Consider the following 20,219-nt stretch of genomic DNA (forward strand, 5'->3'; position numbering starts at 1 on the left):
GAGCCACATGTCCAACACCGACTATGACGTGATCGTCGTCGGGTCCGGATTCGGAGGCAGCGTCACCGCGCTGCGACTGACCGAGAAGGGCTACCGCGTGGGCGTTCTGGAGGCCGGCCGCCGGTTCACCGACGACCAGTTCCCCAAAACCAGTTGGGACGTCCGGAAATTCGTCTGGGCTCCCAAGCTGGGCTGCTACGGCATTCAGCGCATCCACATGCTGCGCGACGTCGTCATCCTGGCCGGGGCGGGCGTCGGTGGCGGGTCGCTCAACTACGCCAACACGCTCTACAAGCCGCCCGCGACGTTCTTCAACGACCCGCAGTGGGCCCACATCACCGACTGGTCCGACGAGCTCTCGCCGTTCTACGACCAGGCCAGGCGAATGCTCGGCGTGGTGATCAACCCGAGCATGACCCCGGCCGACGAGATCATGAAGGCGGTCGCCGAGGACATGGGTGTGGGCGACACGTTCGTCCAGACGCCGGTCGGGGTGTTCTTCGGTGAACCCGGCAAGACCGTGCCCGATCCGTTCTTCGGCGGCGTCGGACCGGACCGCACCGGGTGCATCGAATGTGGCAGCTGCATGACGGGCTGCCGCTACGGCGCCAAGAACACGCTGCTGAAGAACTACCTCGGTCTGGCCGAGAATGCCGGCGCCACAGTGCATCCGCTGACAACGGTCGATTCGGTACGACAGAGCCCGAGCGGCATCTGGGAGATCGACACCGTGCGCACCGGCCGGACCCTGCGCAAGAACCGTCGGACATTCACGGCGCGGCACGTCGTCCTGGCGGCCGGTACCTGGGGCACGCAGAACCTGCTGCACAAGATGAAGGACAGCGGCACCCTGCCCCAGCTGTCGGACCGCCTCGGCGTGCTCACCCGCACCAACTCCGAATCGATCGTGGGCGCAATGAAATACAAGGTCGACCCGGCGCTGGACCTGACCCGCGGCGTGGCCATCACGTCGTCGTTCCATCCGACCAGCGACACCCACATCGAATCGGTGCGCTACGGCAAGGGCTCCAACGCGATGGGTCTCCTCCAGACGGTGATGACCGACGGCGGCGGCCGGTGGCCGCGCTGGCTGAAGGCGCTGGGTCTGGCTGTGACGCATCCGCGCGCACTGCTGCGGGTCCTGACGGTCGGCAATTGGAGTGAGCGCACGGTGATTTCGCTGGTGATGCAGAACCTGGACAACTCGATCACCACATTCACCAAGCGAGGACTGCGCGGCTGGCACCTGTCGAGCAAGCAGGGCCACGGCCAGCCCAACCCGACATGGATCCCGGCCGGCAACGACGCGACCCGCCGGGTCGCCGAGAAGATCGACGGCGTCACGGCCGGCACCTGGGGCGAGCTGTTCAACATCCCGATGACCGCGCATTTCCTCGGCGGTTGCGCCATCGGCTCGGACGCCGAGCACGCCGTCATCGACCCGTACCACCGCGTCTACGGATACCCGACCCTGAGTGTCGTTGACGGGTCGGCGGTCTCGGCGAACCTGGGCGTGAACCCGTCGCTGACCATCACCGCCCAGGCCGAACGTGCGGCGGCGATGTGGCCCAACAAGGGCGAGGAGGACCTGCGTCCCGAGCAGGGCCAGCCCTATCGCCGCGTGGACGCCATTGCTCCGATCAAACCCGTTGTGCCGGAGGGCGCTCCGGGGGCGCTGCGACTGCCCCTCATCCCGCTCTCCCCGGCCGCGAACGACGCGTAACGGCTACAGCGCGATGTTCAGGTGGTCGGATACGTTGCCGACCATCTGCACATCCACAACACGTTCGGTGAAGTACCAACCGGCGTCGTCGCGCGCGAACGTATCGCCGTACCGGCCCACCACGATGGGTTGCAGCGGAACCGTTTCGGTCTGCTGCACCACGCAGAACGTCGACCGCGCATGAGCGGTATCGCCGTCGAGTTCAACGATCGGGTTGAGTACCAGATGCCGGGTGCGCGGGGTGTTCCCGTGATCGGGGAAACGGCGGGTGGTCTTGGCGAACAGCGCCGCGATGGCCTCGGCGCCGGCAACGCCCATGAAGTTCCCGCGCCCCAGCAGTTTTCCCACGCCGTCGAAGTCGCCGGCGTCGATCAGTTCGGCGTACCGGTACAGCAGCTCCGTGATCTCCAGTTTGTCCGCGGCGTCCTGCAGGCTCACGCGATCTGGCCTTTCACCACCGGCAGCCCCGGGTCGCTCGGCACGTCGAGCCGCGACGGTTTGGCTCCCGCCGCGATCAGGTGCGCGGCGAACGAGGCGATCATGGCCCCGTTGTCGGTGCACAGCCGCGGCCGGGGCACCCGAAGTGTCAAACCGGCCTCGGCACAACGCTCTTCGGCCAGCTCACGCAACCGCGAATTGGCGGCCACTCCCCCGGCGATCAGCAGTGTGGACACGCCCAGGTCGGTGGCCGCACGAACCGCCTTGCGGGTCAACACGTCCGCGACGGCCTCCTGGAAGCCGGCGGCGACGTCGGCGTGCGACGCGTCGGGGTGCTTCTCCGTGTGGCGGGCGACGGCGGTCTTGAGACCGGAAAAGCTGAAGGCGTACGGGTCATCTCGAGGACCGGTCATGCCGCGCGGGAACACGATGGCATTCCGGTCGCCTTGGCGGGCCAGTTCGTCGAGCACGCGGCCACCGGGGTAGCCGAGCCCGAGCAGCCGGGCCACCTTGTCGTAGGCCTCGCCCGCCGCGTCGTCAACGGTGCTGCCGAGTTCCTCGATCGGCTCGCCCAGGGATCGCACATGCAGCAGATGGGTATGACCACCCGACACCAGCAGCCCGACGCTCTCGGGCAGCGGGCCGTGGTCGTAGACGTCTGCGGCCAGGTGCCCGCCCAGGTGATTGACACCGTAGAACGGCACACCCCACGCCGCCGAATAGGCCTTGGCCGCAGCCACACCCACCAACAGTGCACCGGCCAGGCCGGGCCCGATGGTCGCGGCGACAACGTCGGGCCGCTCGATGCCGGCGGCCGCCAGGGCGCGATTCATGGTGGGCCCCAGCGATTCCAGGTGCGCACGCGAGGCGATCTCGGGGACCACGCCGCCATAGCGGGTGTGCTCGTCGACGCTGGAGGCGACCTCGTCGGCCAAGAGCGTCACGGTGCCGTCGTCCGCCAATTCGCAGATGCCGACGCCTGTTTCGTCACAGGAACTTTCGATGGCCAAGATGATTGTCATGAGCCTGACTCGCTCCTCACGTCCGCGTCGCCTGACACGCTGCTCACCTGCGCGTCCCGTCGCATGGTGTATGCGTCCGCGCCACTGATCCGGTAATACCGTTTGCGCACACCCATCTTCACAAACCCGACGCTTTCGTACAGGCCGATCGCCGGCTTGTTGTCGGTGCGCACCTCTAGGAACACGGTGCCGCCATCGGCAATGGCCAACAGCCGGTCCAGCAGCTCGCGGCCGATGCCCTGGCCCTGGTACGCCGGATCGACCCCGATGGTGTGCACCTCGTACTCGAACGGCGGTTTACGGCCCAGCCGGCTGATGCCGGCATACCCCACCAGATGCTTGCCCTCGCGTGCGGCGACGTAGTGGTTGTGTGCCGAGTCGAGCTCGCGGATGAAGGCAACTGCCGGCCACGGGTCGTCACCGGGAAACAGGATCGCCTCCAGTTCGCCGCACCGGTCGGCGTCGCCGACCGTCAGGGGACCGTACTCGATGGTCACGAGAGTCCCCGCTCGGCAAGGGTTTTCGCGTCGGGTCGGCGCAGGTACAGCGGCACCAGCGCGGCGGGCGGCTGGTCCCAGTCGGCGGCGGTCACGAGGCCGGTCACGGTGGGGTACTCGACGTCGAGCGAAGGCAACGGGAACAGTGCGGCCTGCGCGGCCGGGCCGGCCACCGAACCCGACCCGGGCTCGACGTCGGCCGCGGCGCTCACCGCCGGTCCCTCGACCCGCGCGCCGCCGCGGTACCGCGCCCAGTACACCTCGCGGCGACGGGCATCGGTGACCACCAACAGTTCTCCGGGAGTCGCCGGGGCGATCGCATCCAGGCTGCACACGCCGTACACGGGGATGCCGAGCGCCTGTCCGTACGCAGCTGCGGTGGCCATGCCGACCCGCAACCCGGTGAAGGGGCCCGGCCCGCAGCCGACGACCACGGCTTCCAGGTCGGCGAACGTGATACCGGCATCGGCAACGGCGGCAATCACATTGGGCGTCAACTGCTCGGCGTGCGCGCGGGCATCGAGGGTGATCCGTTCGGCCAGCACCTCGACGCCGGCCGCGGAACGCCGTGCCACACCGGCGGTGACGGCCGGGGTGGCGGTATCGATGGCGAGAATCATCCACGGCTCCAATGCCAGACAGCGGTACGGGTGTCGTCGTCGGCGCGCTCCAACCGGATGTCCAGATGGCTGGCCGACAATCGCTCGGCCAGACCCTCGCCCCACTCGACGACCACCACGGCGTCGTCGAGGTCGGTGTCGAGGTCGAGCGAGTCGAGTTCTCCGAGCAGGTCGGTGCTGCCTGAATCGAGCAGTCGGTACATGTCGACGTGCACCATCGCGGGGTGTCCGGCACGGCGGGCGGGATGTACCCGGGCCAGCACGTACGACGGCGACGTCACCGCGCCGTCGACATCCATACCCTGCGCAATGCCCTTGGCCAGCATGGTTTTCCCGGCGCCCAGCGGCCCCGTGAGCACCACGACGTCGCCGACCTTGAGTTCGGCGCCGAACCGGGCGCCGAGGGCCATGGTGTCGGCCTCGGTCGGCAGGTGCACGGTGCCGTGCGAATCATCCATTGCGCTTGGCCTTTCCACGCAGATGCCGGGTGAGCGCCACCAGCCGTGACGGCGTGGCGTGCTCGACGAAGCGCTCCAGCGCCTCGTTGATCAGTTCGGGTTGCTCCATGTGCACCATGTGCCCGGCCCCTTCGACAATGACCAGTTCAGACTTCGGCAGCTGCCGGGCCATCGCCTCGGACTTGGCCAGTGGGGTGAGCAGATCGTGGTCGCCGCAGGCGATCAGCGTGGGCACGTGCTGCAAGACCGGCAGCGCGCCTGCCTCGTCGTGGGTTTCGAGTGCGTGCAGGAACTCGACGGTCGTGCGGATCGAGGTGTTGTGCGTCATCTTCTCGACGTACCGAGCCACCGACGGGCTGACTGCGTCGTCACCGAACGACGCGGCCTTGAGCACCGGGCCGATGACGGCCTTCGCCGCGCCACGGCCCGCACTGACCGCGCCGGGCGCGAACCGCACTGCGACTTTCGCCGCCTCCAGCGCCGGATTCTGCAGCACCTCACCCAACGGCGAACGGGTAACCCCTTGTGCCGCAGAGGCGAGGATGGCGACGCCGCACACGCGGGCGGGGTAGTTGTGCGGAAACTGCCGGGCGTGGGACAGCACCGTCATGCCACCCATCGAGTGACCGACCAACACCACGGGCCCCCGCGGCGCCATCACCCGCATCACCGATTCGAGGTCCTGCCCCAGTTGCGGGACGGTGTACGAGTCGGTCGGACCGGCCGAGGACCGGCCGTGCCCGCGCTGGTCGTAGAACACCATGCGGACCTGATCGCCCCACCGCTCGGCCAGCCGGGCCCGCTGAAAGTGGAAGGAGCCCATGCTGTTACAGAATCCGTGTGCGAAGAGCACCGTCAGCCGGGCGTCTTTCGGGCCGACCTCGCGGACTGCCAGCGGCACGCCGTCGGTGGCCGTCACCACGTACCCGCGGTCGGCGTCGAGCGTGGTGAAATCTTCACCCGCGTAAGGGTCTTCACCTCCACGGCGGCGCAACGAGCGGGCGACGCTGATCCCGGCGACTGACCCCACGGCCGTGAGCCCGGCCATGCCCGCCAGCCACCGGGCATTCCTGTTGTCGCTCATGGACGTCAGCCCGTCGACTCGCGATAGGTCCGGGCGACCCGGCCCCGCGGGCTGGTGACGACCTCGTAGTTGATGGTGCCCAGCAGTTCGGCCCAGTCCTGCGCCGTCGGCTCACCGGCGGCGCCCGAGCCGAACAGCACCGCCTCGTCGCCGACCTTGACACCGGCACCGTCGGGTCCGAGGTCAACCACGAACTGGTCCATACAGATTCGGCCGATGTTGCGGTACCGGGCGCCGTTGATGCTGACGTCGATGCGTCCGCTCAGACCGCGGAAGACCCCGTCGGCATAGCCGAGCGGGATCAACCCGACGGTGGTGTCGCGGTCGGCGATCCAGGTGTGCCCGTAGGACACGCCGTCGCCGGCTTTGATCGAACGTACCGCGGTGACAGGGCATTTCAGCGTCATGACGGGCCGCAGGCCGAAATCGCCGAGCGCGGGGATCGGCGTCTGCCCGTAGACCGCGATACCCGGCCGCACCACATCGAAATGCAGATCGGGCCGCGTCAGGGTCGCGGGCGAGTTGGCCAGGTGCGCCACTTCGAAGTGCACGCCGGCCGCCGCGGCCTGTTTCCGAGCGGCGGTGAGGCGCTCAGCTTGGGTGTCGTTCATCGGGTGCTGCGGGTCGTCGCCACATGCGAGGTGGCTCATGATGCCGCGGGGGTGCACCGCGCCGTCGGCGGCGGCCCGGGCGATGGCGTCGAGCAGGGCCGGGTACTCGGCGGGGCTGACGCCGTTGCGGCTCAGACCGGTGTCGACCTTGACGGTGAGCGCCGCCGGCGCACCGCTGCGGCGCACGCCGTCGAGCACGTCGTCGAACTGCCGTACCGACGCCACCGCCACCTGCACATCGGCGGCCAGCGCGGGCGCGAAGTCGGTGCCGGGCAGGTTCAGCCAGGACAGCACGGGCGCCGTGATGCCGGCCTCCCGCAGTGCCAGCGCCTCGGTGATGTTGGTGACGCCCAGCTCGGCAGCCCCGGCGGCCAGGGCGGCACGCGCCACCTGCGGCGCACCGTGCCCGTAACCGTCGGCCTTGACCACCGCCATCACCGCGGCGCTGCCTGCGCGTTCCCGCAGAAGCCGCACGTTATGCGCAATTGCGCCCAGGTCGATGACGGCCTGGGCAGCAGGTTGGGGATCGGGCGAACTCATATCGCCTCCGATTCTCCCAGACGCCCGCTGGTCCGCGTCGAGCCTGAGCTTGTGCACCACATTTTCCGGAGATCTGGAACACAAGCTCAGGGTCGTCCCCTAGTGGGCGAACGGCTGCACGTCGTCGAACTGGCCCTTCGGTTTGAGTTCGTCGAGGCTGTTCAGCACGGTGGTCAGGTCGTCGCGCAGGGCACGGGCCAGGTCCGCCGAGAAGCCCTCGCGCACCACCACACGCAGCACTGCGATGTCCGTCGCACCCTCGGGCATGGTGTACGCCGGCACCTGCCAGCCGTAGGCACGCAGCGCGTGTGACACGTCGAATTCGGTGTAGGGCCGCTTGCCCTTGAGCCGGCAGGCGATCACCGGGATGGCCGAGCCGTCGGTGATGACCTCGAAGTGCTCGCTGCCCCGCAGCTCGTCTCCGATCCAGCGGGCGGTGTCCGACAGGCAGCGCATGATCTGCGTGTAGCCGGCCCGGCCGAGACGCAGGAAGTTGTAGTACTGGCCGACCACCTGATTGCCGGGCCGCGAGAAATTCAGGGTGAAGGTCGGCATGTCGCCGCCCAGGTAGTTGACCCGGAAGACGAGGTCCTCGGGCAGGTGCTCCTTGCTGCGCCAGACCACGAAACCGATGCCCGGGTACGTCAGCCCATACTTGTGGCCGCTGACGTTGATCGAGACCACCCGCGGGAGCCGGAAATCCCAATGCAGATCCGGGTGCAGGAACGGCACCACGAAACCGCCGCTGGCGGCGTCGACGTGGACCGGGATGTCGAGGCCCTTGTCTTGTGCGAGCTGATCGAGCGCCGCACAGATCTCGGCGATGGGTTCCAGCTCACCGGTGAACGTGGTGCCCAGGATGCCCACCACGCCGATGGTGTCCTCGTCGACATTGGCAAGCACCTGCTCCGGGGTGATGACGTAGCGGTCCTCGGCCATCGGCAGGTACCGCGGCTCGACGTCGAAGTAACGGCAGAACTTCTCCCACACCACCTGGACGTTGGAGCCCATCACCAGGTTGGGGGTGCGTCCCTTCCAGTCGCCCACCTTCTCGCGCCACCGCCACTTGAGCGCCAGGCCGGCCAGCATGACGGCCTCGCTGGAACCGATGGTCGAGACGCCGCAGGCCGACGACGGGTCGTCGTCGCGCAGGTCTTCGGCGTGGAAGAGATCGGCCACCATGGACACGCAGCGGGACTCGATGGCCGCGGTCGCCGGGTATTCGTCCTTGTCGATCATGTTCTTGTCGAACGTCTCGGCCATCAGCTTCTCGGCCTCGGGGTCCATCCACGTGGTGACGAACGTCGCGAGGTTCAGCCGGGAGCTGCCGTCGAGCATCAGCTCGTCGTGGATGAAGCGGTAGGCGGCCTGCGGGTCCAGCGGGTCGTCGGGCAGACGCAACGATGGGACCGGCGCGGTGGACAACCGGCCGGTGTACGCAGGACTCATGATCGGTCCATGAACATGCTTGCGCGACATACTGATTCCCCCTTGGTTAGAGCGATGCGACAGCGGCCCGGACATGGGCCAGGATGCGGTGCGCCGATGTGGGCGCGGGGTTGGGACCGGGGTCGGCTGCGGACAGGCCCGCCGCACGGGCATGCACGAAGGCCGCCATCGCGGCGGCCTCACCCGGTGCGATGCCCGACGCCAGCAGGGCGCCAATGATGCCGGACAGCACGTCGCCGGATCCGGCTGTGGCAGCCCAGGATTGGCCGGCGGGATTGAGATAGGTGGGGCCGTCCGATTCGGCGATGATGGTGACGTTGCCCTTCAACAGTACGGTGGCGCCCAGACGTTCGGCCAGTTCGCGGGTAGCGGTCACCCGGTCGGGTCCGGGCGGATGTCCTGCGAGCCGGGCGAATTCACCGGCATGGGGCGTCAGCACCGTCGGTGCCGCGCGGTCCGCGACAAGGTCGAGGTCGGCGGCCAACAAGGTCAGTGCATCGGCGTCGACGATCACGGGCAGGTCGGTGTCCAGCGCGAACCGCAGCGCGTCCTCGCCGGCGGTGTCGGTACCGAGCCCGGGGCCGACCACCCACGCCTGGACCCGGCCCGCAGCCGTCATATCCGCCGCCGCAACGACTTCCGGCCAGTGCGACACCACTTCGGCGTGCGCGGAGCCGGCGTAACGGACCATGCCCGAGGTCGCGGCGACGGCGGCGCCGCTGCTCAGGATCGCTGCGCCCGGATACGTCGCCGACCCGGCAAGCACACCCGTGACGCCTTGGCTGTACTTGTCGTCCGACGGGTGCGGCACCGGCCAGCGGGCGCGGACGTCGTGCGCTTCGAATCCGAGGAACGCGGGCTCCGGCAGGTCGAGTCCGATGTCGATGAGTTCGACCCGTCCACAGTCGGCCAGTCCGTGTACGGGTTTGAGCCCGCCGAAGGTGACGGTCAGCGCGGCGTGCGCGTGGGGGCCGTCGGTGGCACCGGTCTGGACGTCGATGCCGCTGGGGAGGTCGACGGCAACGACGGGTGCGGTGTTGGCCGCGAAGACCGCCGCGGCATTGGGCCGGAGCGGCCCGGTGGCGCCGATGCCGACAACGCCGTCGATCACCAAATCGGTTGACGGCGGAATGCTTTCAACTACTCTGCCGCCGGCTTTTCGGAATGCGGTGAGCGCCTTCGGGTGGGTGCGGTCCGGGTTCAGGAGCACCGCTGTAGCGGCCGCACCGCGGCGGCGCAGGAACGTGGCCGCCCAGAGCGCGTCGCCGCCGTTGTCGCCGGAGCCCACCACCGCACAGACGCTGCGCCCGCTCACGCCGCCGGTGCGGGCCTTGAGTTCGGTGGCGATCGCCGTCGCCAACCCGTATGCCGCCCGGCGCATGAGCACGCCATCGGGCAGCGAAGCCAACAGCGGCGCCTCGGCCGCGCGGATCTGCTCGGCGGTGTAGTAGTGCCGCATAGCTCGAAGGTTACGCACATCCGCCCCGCGGGGGTTGGCATGTGCGTCAAATTCGGGTGCCGAGCATGAGCGGGTGTGCGAACTTCTGTGGATTTTTCGCACACCCGCTCACGTTCGGCGCGGATAACATCCCGCCATGACCTACGGCTATTCGCCGCTGCCACCGGCCAAGCCTCCGCTGTCGAGCGGCGACCTCGCCGCCTCGATCAGCGCGCTGGTGCTCACCTATGTCGGCGGCGGCGTGGCCGCGTTCTTCGCGGTGTTCGCGTTGGCGTTCACCGACTACTGTCCGCCGGCGACCTGTCACATCGACGCCGGGATCAACGCCATGGCAGCGGGTTTCATCGCCGCCATGGTGGTGGCGCTGGCCGGCACGGTCGTCACGGTCATCCGACTGGTGAAGCGCCTGCGCGCCTGGCCATTTGCCGTCGGCACGCTGGGGTTGTGTGCCGTCCTGTGTGTGCTCGCGATCGGCGGCTACATCGCCGCCGTCGGCGGCTGAGACTCAGACGAGAACCGCGCTGGGCTCCACCGTCACCTTGATGGCCTCGCCGTTCTGGACGATCGAGAACGCATCGAGCACCTCGTCGAGGGCGATGTGCCGGGTGATCAAGTCCTTCACCGGAACCTGGCCGGTTGAGATGTAGTGCAGCGCCCGCTTGTTGTGCTCGGGCGCAGATCCGTTGGCGCCGTGGATGTGCAGCTGGCGGTAGTGCACCACGTTGGAATCGCAGGTGATCGTCGGATTCGTCTTGGGCAGGCCGCCGAAGAACGAGATGCGGCCGTTGCGCGCGGCCATCGCGATGGCCTGCTCCTGCGTGATATTGGCGGCGGTCGCGGTGATCACCACGTCGGCGCCGCGGCCTCCGGTCAGTTCCATGACCTTCTCGACGACGTCGACCTCCGCCGCATTGATCACCGCATCGGGGTGCACGGCATCGGCGGACATCGCCAGGCGGGCGTCGTTGACGTCCACGAGGTACACCGGCCCGCAGTCGTGCACACCACGGGCGATGCGGATGTGCATGCACCCGATGGGACCGGCACCGAACACCACGACGGTGTCACCCGGCTCGATGCCGAGCAGATCCTGGGCGTTAATGGCGCACGCGAAGGGTTCCGCGGCCGACGCCTCGTCGTAGCCGACGTTGTCCGGAATCCGGTTCAGCCCATCGACTTTGAGTACCTGGCGCGGCACGATCATGTACTCGGCGAATCCGCCGTCGTACTGGTAGCCCATCGAGGTCTGGTTCTGGCACACGGCCATCCAGCCTTTGCGGCACTCGTGGCACTCGCCGCACGGGACCGCGGCGATCACCTGAACCCGGTCGCCCTCGGCCCACTCGGTGCCGTAGGCGGCGTTCACGTTGGCCCCCACCTCGACGATGTCGCCGGCGATCTCGTGCCCGATGGTCCGCGGCGGGGTCAGGTTCTGGTGCCCGTTGTGCAGGATTTTGACGTCCGTGCCGCAGGTCGAACAGTTGCGCACCCGGATCTTGATCTCGTCGGGTCCGCATACCGGCTCGGGCACATCTTCGAGCCGGACGTCCTCGGGTGCGTAGTAGCGCAGCGCTTTCATGGCGTTCCTCCCGGTTCTCCGGCCTGGCCGGCAAGTGTGTCGTGGTTCACTCTGCGCCCACTCTATCGGCAATTCGGGCATAAATCCAAACTTTTCTCTGCCCATTTTTGCCCATTTGCTTGCCATCGTGCCCACATGTGGGCTTTACTCATAAACACACGGTGATGTGACGGGCATCACCTTCACGGCCGGTCAAGGTGGAGGTCCAGCACAGTGAACGCAACGACGGAAACACCGCAGCGCGCCAGTCTGCGCGTGCGGGTGCAGCAGCTCGGCACCGCGCTGTCGAACATGGTCATGCCGAACATCGGCGCCTTCATCGCCTGGGGCCTGATCACCGCGCTGTTCATCAAGACCGGCTGGCTGCCCGGCCTCTTTCACGCGCTGCAGAACCCGGACGGCTGGGTGGCCCACATCGGCGGCTGGGGCGCCTACGAAAAGGGCGGCATCGTCGGGCCGATGATCACCTACCTGCTGCCGATCCTCATCGGATCCACCGGCGGACGGATGGTGTACGGAACCCGTGGAGCCGTCGTCGGCGCCATCACCACCATGGGCGTGGTTGCCGGGTCCGATGTTCCGATGTTCATGGGCGCAATGATCATGGGTCCCTTGGGCGGCTGGGTCATCAAGAAGCTGGATGCGTTGTGGGATGGCAAGATCCGCCCCGGCTTCGAGATGCTGGTGAACAACTTCTCGGCCGGCATCGCCGGACTGGTGCTGGCCGTCATCGGGTTCTTCGGTGTCGGCCCGGTGGTATCGGCGTTCACCCGCGGCGCCGGCCACGGTGTCGACTTCCTCGTCGGCCACGACCTGCTGCCCCTGACCTCGATCTTCATCGAGCCCGCCAAGGTGCTCTTCCTCAACAACGCCATCAACCATGGCGTGCTCACTCCCCTGGGTACCACTCAGGCGCTCGCCACCGGCAAATCCGTGCTGTTCCTGCTGGAAGCCAATCCGGGACCCGGTCTGGGAATCCTGTTGGCGTTCATGGTGTTCGGCCGCGGGGCCGCCAAGGCATCCGCACCGGGCGCCGCCATCATCCAGTTCCTCGGTGGCATTCACGAGATCTACTTCCCGTACGTGCTGATGAAGCCGAAGCTGATCGCCGCCACCATCCTGGGCGGGATGACGGGCGTCTTCATCAACGTGCTGTTCGGCTCCGGCCTGCGCGCACCCGCCGCGCCCGGCTCGATCATCGCCGTCTACGCCCAGACCGCGTCCGGCAGCTACCTCGGCGTCACGCTGTCGGTGCTGGGGGCGGCCGCAGTCTCGTTCGCGGTTGCCTGCGTGCTGCTCAAGACCGACCGCGCCACCGACGAGCCCGATCTGGCTGCCGCCACCGCCGAGATGGAGGCACTGAAGGGCAAGCGATCCAGCGTGGCCTCGGCACTGGTGGGCACCTCCGCGACCGCACCCATCACCAACATCGTGTTCGCCTGCGACGCCGGCATGGGTTCGTCCGCGATGGGAGCCTCGGTGCTGCGCAAGAAGATTCGCGACGCCGGCTTCACCGGCGTGACGGTCGTCAACCAGGCCATCTCCAACCTGACCGACACCTACGGGCTGGCCGTCACCCACCGTGATCTCACCGAGCGCGCCCGGCAGAAGACCCCGTCGGCCATCCATGTCTCGGTCGACGACTTCATGAACTCGCCCCGCTACGACGAAATCCTGGAACTACTGGGACGTACCAACGGCACCCCTGGGTCCTCAGGCGAATCCGCCACGGCGCCAACCGAACCCACGGCCGATTCCGACGATGTGCTGTCGCTCGACTCGATCGTGCTGGCCGGCTCGGCCACCACCGCCGAGGCCGCCATCACCGAGGCCGGCAACCTGCTGGTCTCCGCGCAGGCCGTCGACGTCTCGTATGTCGACGCCATGCACGAGCGGGAGAAATCGGTATCGACGTACATGGGCAACGGCCTGGCGATCCCGCACGGCACCAACGATGCCAAGAGTGCGATCCGGCATTCCGGGATCTCGTTCGTCCGCTATCCCGAACCCATCGACTGGAACGGCAAGCCCGCCGAGTTCGTGGTGGGCATCGCCGGCGCCGGCAAGGACCACATGGCGCTTCTCACCCGGATCGCCCAGGTGTTCCTGAACAAGGACGAGGTGGAGCGGCTGCGCCGCGCCAGCACGCCCGAGGAGGTCCGGGCGGTGCTGAGCGAAGCGCGGTAGACGACGGGCGCCAGAATGTCATCCGTGGATTCAGACAGCCGCCAGCGCCAGATCGTCGAGTTCGCCCGTACCCGTGGGCGGGTCGAGGTGCTGGCGCTGGCCGAAGAACTGAACGTGGCGTCGGAGACCATCCGCCGCGACCTGAAGGTGCTGGCCGGGCGGCGCATGCTCAAGCGGGTCCACGGCGGAGCCATCCCGCTGGAGACGGCGGCATTCGAATCGACGGTCGAGTACCGCAGTCAGGTCGACCTGGCCCAGAAGCACCGGATCGCGGCCGCAGCCGCGGATCTGCTGCATGGAGCCGAAACCGTTTATCTGGATGAGGGTTTCACTCCGCGACTGATCGCCGAACAACTGGCGGATCAGCAGCTGACGGTGGTGACGTCGTCGTTGCTGGCCGCCGAAGCGCTGGCCCACAGCGCGACCGTGACGGTGATGCTGCTCGGCGGACGAATGCGCGGACGAACCCTGGCCACGGTGGACAACTGGGCCGTGGAGCGGTTGCGCAGCCTCGTCATCGACGTCGCCTACCTCGGCACCAACGGCATCACGCCCGAGCACGGGCTGACCACCCCCGATCCCGCGGTGGCCGCAGTCAAGCAGACCGCGGTGTCGGTCGCGATGCGCCGCATCCTGGTGGCCGCCGATTCCAAATTCGGCGAGACGAGCTTCTGCCGGTTCGCCGACGTGTCCGACTTCGAAGCGATCGTGACCGGTACGGAACTGCCGGCCGCCGCGGCGGCCCGTTATGAAGCGCTAGGGCCTTCGGTGGTGCGCGCGTGAGCGTTGCGTGAGCGTTGCGATCGAGCCGATCCCACAGAGCCGTTGGGCCGCTGGGTCGGGGTGTCAACGTGTAGCGCTGCATCGGTGCGCGGGCGTGCCCCGCTGAGCACATGCGCTACCCGGCCGAGTTGGCGCCCAACCTTTCCGGGCGGTTCGCGCGATGCGCTAGGCAGTTGCAAGGCTCGAGCTTGAGGACCCACCACCTGCCTTCACCGAGATCAGCGCAACTGTCACCGACGTCCTGATGTAGGCCGAAAAACTCCTTGCTGTTCGAACATATGTTCGATACAATTGGGCATGGGAATCACACCGGATCTCAACGCTCTTCTCGATCACCTTCGCAGTGTGCAGGTCTCCGACGAGATGTCGGTGGACGAGGTCGTTGCGGCGATGACGTGCGTGCTGCGGCTGCGCAATGTGGCCGACCATCTGGCGGCGATGCTGACCGGGGCGCTGGACCGCTGTGGTGCCGCGGCCGCGCAGGGGCGGACGCCGAGGGAGTTGTTGATGGCGTTGGGGTGTGCGCCGTCGGTCGCGCAGCGGCTGGTCCGGGTCGGCGCCGCGTTACCGGCATTGCCCACATTGGCGGCCCATGCCGCCGACGGTGCGATCTCCGGGGAGCATGTCGATGCGATCGTCAAAGGCATCAACCACATCCGCGCCCGCGCACCCGGCGAGCTGGACGAGGAGACCCGGTACCAGCAGGTGACCGATCTGTTGGGACAGTTCTTCTCCGGCGCCACCCCCGCCGACATCGACAAACGCGCCCGCCGGCTGGGCAACCGGGTCGCCGCCGCCGAAGGTGGCCTGCCGGCCGCCGAGGACCGGTCGATCAACACCGTCGAGCACCGCGTCACCTCCGATGGTCGGGTGCAGGTGCGCGCGGACTTGGACGTGGAGGTGGGCGCCAAGCTGGTCGCAGCGATCGAGGAACACTCGGCACCGCGGCCAGAACCCGACGGCACCCCCGACACCCGCACCGCGGGCAGGCGGCGGGCGGATGCGCTGGAAGCGGTGCTGGACATCGCCGCCCGCGGCGGCGACACCGCGTCCGCGCCGCGCACCCAGCTACTGGTGACGGTGCCCGCCGACACCCCCGACCTGGCGGCGTTGGAATTCATCGGATCGATCAGCACCATGACCCTGGAACGAATCTGCTGCGACACCACCGTCACCACGATCATCGTCGACGGCGAACACGTACCCCTCGATATAGGGCGCGAGAAGCGGCTGTTCCCGCCGCACCTGCGCAAAGCGCTCTATCACCGCGATGAATGCTGCATCAAATGCGGCGCACCACCCGGACGCACCCACGCCCACCACATCATCCACTGGACCCACCACGGTGAGACATCACTAGCCAACGGCTGCCTGCTGTGCCCGGCCTGCCACGCCAACGTCCACCACGACGGCTGGGACGTCGTCATGGGCCTGGACAAACACCCCTGGCTCATCCCACCCGCGGCCGTCGACCCACACCGAAAACCCATCCCCGCATACAACCGCCGCACCATGCGCCTCGACACAGCCGCATAACACCTAAAGCGTTACGCACCTTGACAACTCAACAGTGACAACGCAAAGCGGGCCTGCTGCTCCTACGGCGGGATGGGAGTAGCAGGCCCGCACCCGGAGGATCACGAACAGTTCACCGCGATGTCCGCACCGCGTCAGGCATCGGCGGCAGGTAGCTGACGGCGTTGCCGCCGCCGCGCTTGGCCACGAACATCGCCTCGTCGGCACGGGCGACCAGATCGCCGAGCAGTTCCGCGTGGTCACACCCGGATTCAGCGAAGTGCGCGATCGCCGCGGCGGTGATCCCGATACTCGCCGTGATCGGCGCGTGGTCGTCGCGGCCGCACAACGCGACCCGGATCCGGTCGGCCACGGCCACCCAGTCCCCCGGCTGCAGGACGTCGACGACGACGAACTCCTCGCCCCCGACGCGCGCCACCAGCGCGCCGCCATGCACGGAGGACTCCAGTCGCCGGGCGCAGCGGACCAGCACCTCGTCGCCGGCGCTGTGGCCGAACCGGTCGTTGACGATCTTGAACCGGTCGAGGTCGATCACGATGACCACGACGTCGGCCGCGCGCTTGCGGTGGCCGCGCAGCAGGTCGTCGATGTGGAGATTGAGACCGCGGCGGTTCAGCAATCCGGTCAGTGGGTCGTTCGAGGCCTCGTTGGCCTCGTTGCGCAGGGCCCAGATGCCGAAGTGGGCGGCGATCGGCGCCACCGCGAGCGCCCCGCCGGACAGCAGCTTCACGAACGCCAGGACCAGATCGCCGCCGCCGATGATCGCGATCTCGACGGACATCGCCGCGATCGACGACACCGCCCAACAACTATGTACGGCAAGCGCTTTGGGGCCGTCGAAGAAGATGATGTAGAACGACACCAGCAGCAGCGCACTCAGCCCGAACATGCCGGACAGCACCTTCTGGTTGAGCAGGGTGACCACGGTGACGCCGATGTCGACGTTGATGAGGAACGCGTGCGACACCCGGTACGACGGCCATGGCCGCAGCCACCACACCCAGCTCCACACGTACATCGCCGTGATGAACACGATGGACACGGCCCGCACGACCGCGCCCGCGGGTGCGTCACCGGACCACTGGGCGATCATGACGATGAGGCCGACCATGCCGACGCCGAGCCCGACGAGGAACTGGATCAGCCCCGTCAGCGACCGCTTGGCGAAGTACTCGACCTGCGCCTCGTAATCGGTCGGCGTATGCCACCATTCGCGGACCATCCGGACCGTGGCGTGACGCGCAGCAGCATCCAGCAACAATCCACGGCCCTCACAATGGACACCTTCGGCTGACCCTCAACCCGCATCCAACCATTTCCACAGCTAATATTTCAGCAGAATGTGCGGATATGGTTGACCTGCGTTTTCCCATGCTAGAGCACAGGCTTGGTTGATGCCAGCGAACGAGCCGAAGCGAAGCTATTCGACAGTGACCGACTTCGCCAGGTTCCGCGGCTTGTCCACGTCGTATCCGCGCTCACGGGCCACCGACGCGGCGAACACCTGCAGCGGGATGGTCGACAGCAGGGGCTGGAACAACGTCGAGGTCGTCGGCAACTCGAAGATGTAGTCCGCGTACGGCCGCACCGTCTCGTCGCCTTCCTCGGCGATGACGATGGTGACCGCGCCACGGGCCTGAATCTCCCGGATGTTGCTCAGCAGCTTGGCGTGCAGCATCGATGAGCCCTTGGGCGACGGCATCACCACGATCACCGGCAGATCGTCGTCGATCAGCGCGATGGGACCGTGCTTGAGCTCGCCGGCGGCAAAGCCCTCGGCGTGCATGTACGCCAGCTCCTTGAGCTTGAGCGCACCCTCGAGCGCCACCGGGTAGCCAACATGGCGCCCCAGGAACAGCACCGTCGGCGACTTCGCGAACTGCCGGCCCAGATCGGCGATCGGGTCCAGCCGCTCGAGCACCTGCTCGACCAGCGCCGGCATGGCCTCCAGCTCGCGGTACTCGCGGGCGACCTCGTCCGGGTACTTGGTGCCGCGCGCCTGTGCCAGCGCCAGGCCCACCAGGTAGTTGGCGGCCACCTGGGCCAGGAACGTCTTGGTCGCGGCGACGCCGATCTCCGGCCCTGCCCGGGTGTAGAGCACGGCGTCGGCCTCGCGCGGAATCTGCGAGCCGTTGGTGTTGCAGATGGCGAGCACCTTGGCCTTCTGGCCCTTGGCGTGCCGGACGGCCTCGAGGGTGTCTGCGGTCTCGCCGGACTGCGAGATGGCGATCACCAGCGTGCTGCGGTCCAGCACCGGGTCGCGGTACCGGAACTCGCTGGCCAGCTCGACCTCGACCGGCAGCCGCGTCCAGTGCTCGATGGCGTACTTGGCGAGCAGGCCGGAGTGGTACGCGGTACCGCAGGCGACGATGAAGACCTTGTCGACATCGCGCAGCTCCTGGTCGGACAACCGCTGCTCGTCGAGCACGATCTTGCCGTCGACGAAGTGACCGAGCAGCGTGTCGGAGACGGCCGCGGGCTGCTCGGCGATCTCCTTGTACATGAAGTAGTCGTAGCCGCCCTTTTCGGCAGCCGACAGGTCCCAGTCGATGTGGAACGGGCGCGCGCGGTCCGACGCGTCGTTGCCGTCGAAGTCCAGCACCTGGTAGCCGTCCGCGGTGATCACCACGGCCTGGTCCTGTCCGAGTTCGACGGCGTCGCGCGTGTACTCGATGAAGGCCGCGACATCGGAGCCGACGAACATCTCACCGTCGCCGACGCCGACCACCAGCGGGGTGGACCGGCGGGCCGCGATGATGGTGCCGGGATCGTCGGCGTTGCTGAACACCAGCGTGAAGTGACCCTCCAGCCGGCGCAGCACCGCCAGCACCGACGCGACGAAGTCACCGGCCGTCGGGCCGTTCCGGTAGGCCTGTGCCACCAGGTGGACGGCGACCTCGGAGTCTGTGTCGCTCTGGAACTCGACGCCGGCGGCCTCCAGCTCGGCGCGCAGCCCGGCGAAGTTCTCGATGATGCCGTTGTGGACCACCGCGAGCTTGCCGCTGGCATCGCTGTGCGGATGCGCATTGCGGTCGGTGGGACGCCCGTGGGTCGCCCAGCGGGTGTGCCCCATGCCGGTGGTGCCCTCGAGCTCGGCGGCATCGGTCTCGGCCAGCGCCTCTTCCAGATTGGCCAGTCGGCCGGCGCGCCGCCGGATGGTCAGACCCCCGTGGCCATCGGCCAGGGCGACACCGGACGAGTCGTAGCCGCGGTATTCCATCCGTCGCAGCGCGTCGACCACGATGTCGCGGGCCGGCCGTTGCCCGACATAGCCGACGATTCCACACATGGTTATCCAGGGTAGTGCAGCCGCCCGGGTGCCGGACCGTGCATGCGTGACGCGCAAACCAGGGCCACTGCGCTAACGTCATCGCGTGGCCAAGACGAAGAAGCTCTTCGGCGCTCTGACGCGCCGCGGCCCGCACCGCGTTCTGCGTGGTGACCTGGGTTTTGCCGGCCTGCCGGGCACCGTCTACACCCCCGAGTCGGGGCTGAATCTGCCCGGCGTGGCATTCGGCCACGACTGGTTGCAGGGTGTCGGACGTTACAACGGCACGCTCGAGCATCTGGCGTCGTGGGGCATCGTCGCGGCCGCACCCAACACCGAGACCGGCATCGCGCCGTCGGTGCTGAACCTGGCTTACGACCTGGGCACCACCCTCGACATCATCACCGGAGTCCGGCTGGGCCCCGGCAAGATCAGCGTGCACCCGACCAAGTTGGGCCTGGTCGGGCACGGTTTCGGGGCCTCGGCCGCGGTCTTCACCGCCGCCGGCCTGGGCTCGTCGGCCAACCCACTGAAGGCGGTGGCGGCGGTGTTCCCGACCGCCAGCAAGCCCGACGCTGACGAGCCCGCGGCCGGTCTGCGGGTTCCCGGCCTGATCCTCAACGCACCGGGCGCCGACCTGACCATCCAGTCCAACGCCACCGAGCTGGCCGCCGCGTGGCGGACGGCGACGGTGCGGACCGTCGCCAAGGCCGTCCCGGGCGGTCTGGCCGAGGGCTTCCGGCTGTCCAAACTGGTCGGGATGCCCGGCGCGGATCGCCGCACCCAGAAGACGGTGCGCGCGCTGCTGACTGGCTACCTGCTGTTCCAGCTGACCGGCGACAAGACCTACAAGGATTTCGCCGACGCCGACGTGGTGCTGCCGAAGACCGTCGCCGCCGATCCCGACGCCGAGAACCCGGCGCTGGAGGACAAGGTTGCCGCCCTGTTGAAGGGCTAGGAGCGTG

At 68.0% G+C, this 20,219-nt stretch carries 18 protein-coding genes; 6 read left to right on the forward strand and 12 right to left on the reverse strand.

Annotated elements, in window-relative coordinates; translation table 11 throughout:
• Positions 1-7 precede the first annotated feature (7 nt).
• A complete protein-coding gene (locus tag ACJH6I_RS06505; RefSeq protein WP_406783869.1) occupies positions 8-1,723 on the forward strand; it encodes a GMC oxidoreductase in 1,716 nt (571 codons plus the stop codon).
• 3 nt (positions 1,724-1,726) lie between these two features.
• Here ACJH6I_RS06505 and ACJH6I_RS06510 read toward each other — a convergent pair whose 3' ends face one another.
• The 9 genes from ACJH6I_RS06510 to ACJH6I_RS06550 form a co-directional block, all read right to left on the reverse strand.
• Positions 1,727-2,161 (reverse strand): nuclear transport factor 2 family protein, encoded by a 435-nt coding sequence (locus ACJH6I_RS06510; protein WP_406783870.1) that lies wholly within the window; start codon positions 2,159-2,161, stop codon positions 1,727-1,729.
• Complete coding sequence (tsaD, locus tag ACJH6I_RS06515; RefSeq protein ID WP_406783871.1) at positions 2,158-3,183, reverse strand: tRNA (adenosine(37)-N6)-threonylcarbamoyltransferase complex transferase subunit TsaD; 1,026 nt, start codon at positions 3,181-3,183, stop codon at positions 2,158-2,160. The genes ACJH6I_RS06510 and tsaD overlap by 4 nt, the downstream gene beginning before the upstream one ends.
• Positions 3,180-3,680 carry a ribosomal protein S18-alanine N-acetyltransferase gene (gene rimI / locus ACJH6I_RS06520; RefSeq protein WP_406783872.1) on the reverse strand — a complete coding sequence of 167 codons (501 nt, stop codon included), beginning with the start codon at positions 3,678-3,680 and terminating at the stop codon, positions 3,180-3,182. The genes tsaD and rimI overlap by 4 nt, the downstream gene beginning before the upstream one ends.
• A complete protein-coding gene (gene tsaB, locus ACJH6I_RS06525; RefSeq protein ID WP_406783873.1) occupies positions 3,677-4,300 on the reverse strand; it encodes a tRNA (adenosine(37)-N6)-threonylcarbamoyltransferase complex dimerization subunit type 1 TsaB in 624 nt (207 codons plus the stop codon). Before tsaB ends, rimI begins: the two co-directional genes overlap by 4 nt.
• Positions 4,297-4,758: a tRNA (adenosine(37)-N6)-threonylcarbamoyltransferase complex ATPase subunit type 1 TsaE gene (gene tsaE, locus ACJH6I_RS06530; protein WP_020102514.1), complete on the reverse strand. Its 462-nt coding sequence runs from the start codon at positions 4,756-4,758 to the stop codon at positions 4,297-4,299. Before tsaE ends, tsaB begins: the two co-directional genes overlap by 4 nt.
• Positions 4,751-5,842, reverse strand: a complete 1,092-nt coding sequence (locus ACJH6I_RS06535) for an alpha/beta fold hydrolase (protein ID WP_064859886.1) — start codon at positions 5,840-5,842, stop codon at positions 4,751-4,753. Before ACJH6I_RS06535 ends, tsaE begins: the two co-directional genes overlap by 8 nt.
• A gap of 5 nt (positions 5,843-5,847) precedes the next feature.
• Positions 5,848-6,993, reverse strand: coding sequence for an alanine racemase (alr, locus tag ACJH6I_RS06540; protein ID WP_406783874.1), 1,146 nt, complete (start codon positions 6,991-6,993; stop codon positions 5,848-5,850).
• A gap of 99 nt (positions 6,994-7,092) precedes the next feature.
• Positions 7,093-8,472: a glutamate decarboxylase gene (locus ACJH6I_RS06545; RefSeq protein ID WP_318986477.1), complete on the reverse strand. Its 1,380-nt coding sequence runs from the start codon at positions 8,470-8,472 to the stop codon at positions 7,093-7,095.
• Between the two features lie 16 nt (positions 8,473-8,488).
• Positions 8,489-9,901 (reverse strand): NAD(P)H-hydrate dehydratase, encoded by a 1,413-nt coding sequence (locus ACJH6I_RS06550; protein WP_212806850.1) that lies wholly within the window; start codon positions 9,899-9,901, stop codon positions 8,489-8,491.
• Between the two features lie 136 nt (positions 9,902-10,037).
• Between ACJH6I_RS06550 and ACJH6I_RS06555 the strand changes: the two genes are divergently transcribed.
• Complete coding sequence (locus ACJH6I_RS06555) at positions 10,038-10,403, forward strand: hypothetical protein (RefSeq protein WP_212806851.1); 366 nt, start codon at positions 10,038-10,040, stop codon at positions 10,401-10,403.
• Between the two features lie 3 nt (positions 10,404-10,406).
• Here ACJH6I_RS06555 and ACJH6I_RS06560 read toward each other — a convergent pair whose 3' ends face one another.
• Positions 10,407-11,480 (reverse strand): zinc-dependent dehydrogenase, encoded by a 1,074-nt coding sequence (locus ACJH6I_RS06560; protein ID WP_212806852.1) that lies wholly within the window; start codon positions 11,478-11,480, stop codon positions 10,407-10,409.
• Between the two features lie 213 nt (positions 11,481-11,693).
• On the opposite strand from ACJH6I_RS06560, the gene ACJH6I_RS06565 reads away from it, so the two are divergent.
• The 3 genes from ACJH6I_RS06565 to ACJH6I_RS06575 all read left to right on the forward strand — a co-directional run bounded on the left by ACJH6I_RS06565 (position 11,694) and on the right by ACJH6I_RS06575 (position 15,986).
• A complete protein-coding gene (locus ACJH6I_RS06565) occupies positions 11,694-13,667 on the forward strand; it encodes a PTS mannitol transporter subunit IICBA (protein WP_318986476.1) in 1,974 nt (657 codons plus the stop codon).
• A 24-nt stretch (positions 13,668-13,691) separates the two neighbouring features.
• On the forward strand, positions 13,692-14,450 hold the full coding sequence (locus ACJH6I_RS06570; RefSeq protein ID WP_318986475.1) for a DeoR/GlpR family DNA-binding transcription regulator: 759 nt from the start codon (positions 13,692-13,694) through the stop codon (positions 14,448-14,450).
• A gap of 297 nt (positions 14,451-14,747) precedes the next feature.
• The gene (locus ACJH6I_RS06575; RefSeq protein ID WP_318986474.1) at positions 14,748-15,986 is read left to right on the forward strand and encodes a DUF222 domain-containing protein; all 1,239 of its coding nucleotides are present in this window, start codon (positions 14,748-14,750) and stop codon (positions 15,984-15,986) included.
• Positions 15,987-16,098: 112 nt separating this feature from the next.
• Here ACJH6I_RS06575 and ACJH6I_RS06580 read toward each other — a convergent pair whose 3' ends face one another.
• Together ACJH6I_RS06580 and glmS are read right to left on the reverse strand one after the other, a co-directional pair.
• On the reverse strand, positions 16,099-17,244 hold the full coding sequence (locus ACJH6I_RS06580; protein WP_406783875.1) for a GGDEF domain-containing protein: 1,146 nt from the start codon (positions 17,242-17,244) through the stop codon (positions 16,099-16,101).
• Positions 17,245-17,406: 162 nt separating this feature from the next.
• On the reverse strand, positions 17,407-19,275 hold the full coding sequence (glmS, locus tag ACJH6I_RS06585; protein WP_212806857.1) for a glutamine--fructose-6-phosphate transaminase (isomerizing): 1,869 nt from the start codon (positions 19,273-19,275) through the stop codon (positions 17,407-17,409).
• Between the two features lie 85 nt (positions 19,276-19,360).
• Between glmS and ACJH6I_RS06590 the strand changes: the two genes are divergently transcribed.
• Positions 19,361-20,212, forward strand: coding sequence for a hypothetical protein (locus ACJH6I_RS06590; protein WP_318986472.1), 852 nt, complete (start codon positions 19,361-19,363; stop codon positions 20,210-20,212).
• Positions 20,213-20,219: the final 7 nt, after the last annotated feature.

This window comes from Mycobacterium sp. SMC-13, from assembly GCF_045311035.1.
In the GTDB taxonomy this organism is placed as follows: Bacteria; Actinomycetota; Actinomycetes; order Mycobacteriales; family Mycobacteriaceae; genus Mycobacterium.